2 protein-coding genes are annotated in these 838 nt (G+C 50.8%); one reads left to right on the forward strand and one right to left on the reverse strand.

Annotated features, from left to right (window positions below):
- Window positions 1–288: DUF411 domain-containing protein (locus KMS84_RS43595; RefSeq protein ID WP_256921234.1), on the forward strand; the 288-nt coding region annotated here is incomplete at its 5' end.
- A 303-nt stretch (window positions 289–591) separates the two neighbouring features.
- Here the strand turns inward: KMS84_RS43595 and KMS84_RS43600 are convergent.
- On the reverse strand, window positions 592–789 hold the full coding sequence (locus KMS84_RS43600) for a DUF1289 domain-containing protein (RefSeq protein WP_008437450.1): 198 nt from the start codon (window positions 787–789) through the stop codon (window positions 592–594).
- Window positions 790–838: the final 49 nt, after the last annotated feature.

The raw sequence follows: 838 nt of genomic DNA on the forward strand, positions 1-838 counted from the left end.
GATCATGTAGAAACCAACATGAGTGCTGTCAAACAAGATCTAGGTGTCGCTCCACGACTCTCGTCTTGTCACACTGCGATGATCAACGGGAAGTTTGTTGAAGGTCATGTGCCAGTTGAGCAAATAATTGCGATGAGTAAGCGTGACGACCTTCTCGGGATCGCTGCTCCTGGAATGCCAGCAGGTTCTCCAGGAATGGAAGTCGACGGAGTACATGAGACCTACCAAATAATCGGCCTGACCAAAGCCGGCGTAGATCAGGTCATTGCTGAATACCCCGCAAACTAATCCCACCTCATCCATTCGGCCACAGCATGGTCCCAGCTCATGGCCATGCAGCGGGACATGCTATGTTGATTTCATTCTCAAGCAATACGCAAAGGACGATCAGCAACAAGCTGTAAAGGCGCGCCTGCGCCGAATCGGATAACCCCGTACCGCTGTCCTCAATAACAATTTGAGATGACGCCATGCTCCGTCTGCTGACAAGCACTGCGCATCTGACCACGATAGTGCTAAGTTCGGGTGGCGTTGCCACTCAGCTTGCCTTTCCGAATCTGGACATCTGTCTCGGCTGAAAGCGTAGAAAAGTTAAATTACAGTGGTTTGAGAGTTCTTTTTTTGCAGGCTTTTCAGACGCAGGGTCGCGCGTTGTACAGCGGCCATTTTTTCTGGACGCTTCATTCGTTTCCATTTTCTGATGTCTTCCTTGGTGCGACCGCAGCTGACGCACAGTTCGCTGTTCAACTGGCAGACAGAAGTACACGGATTCTCGATGTCCTTGGCCATTGGTCAATTCCTCGGCGAACTTATGCGAACTACGGGCTCATTGCTAAGC

The sequence above is a fragment of the Streptomyces hilarionis genome, from assembly GCF_024539675.1.
GTDB lineage: Bacteria > Actinomycetota > Actinomycetes > Streptomycetales > Streptomycetaceae > Streptomyces > Streptomyces hilarionis.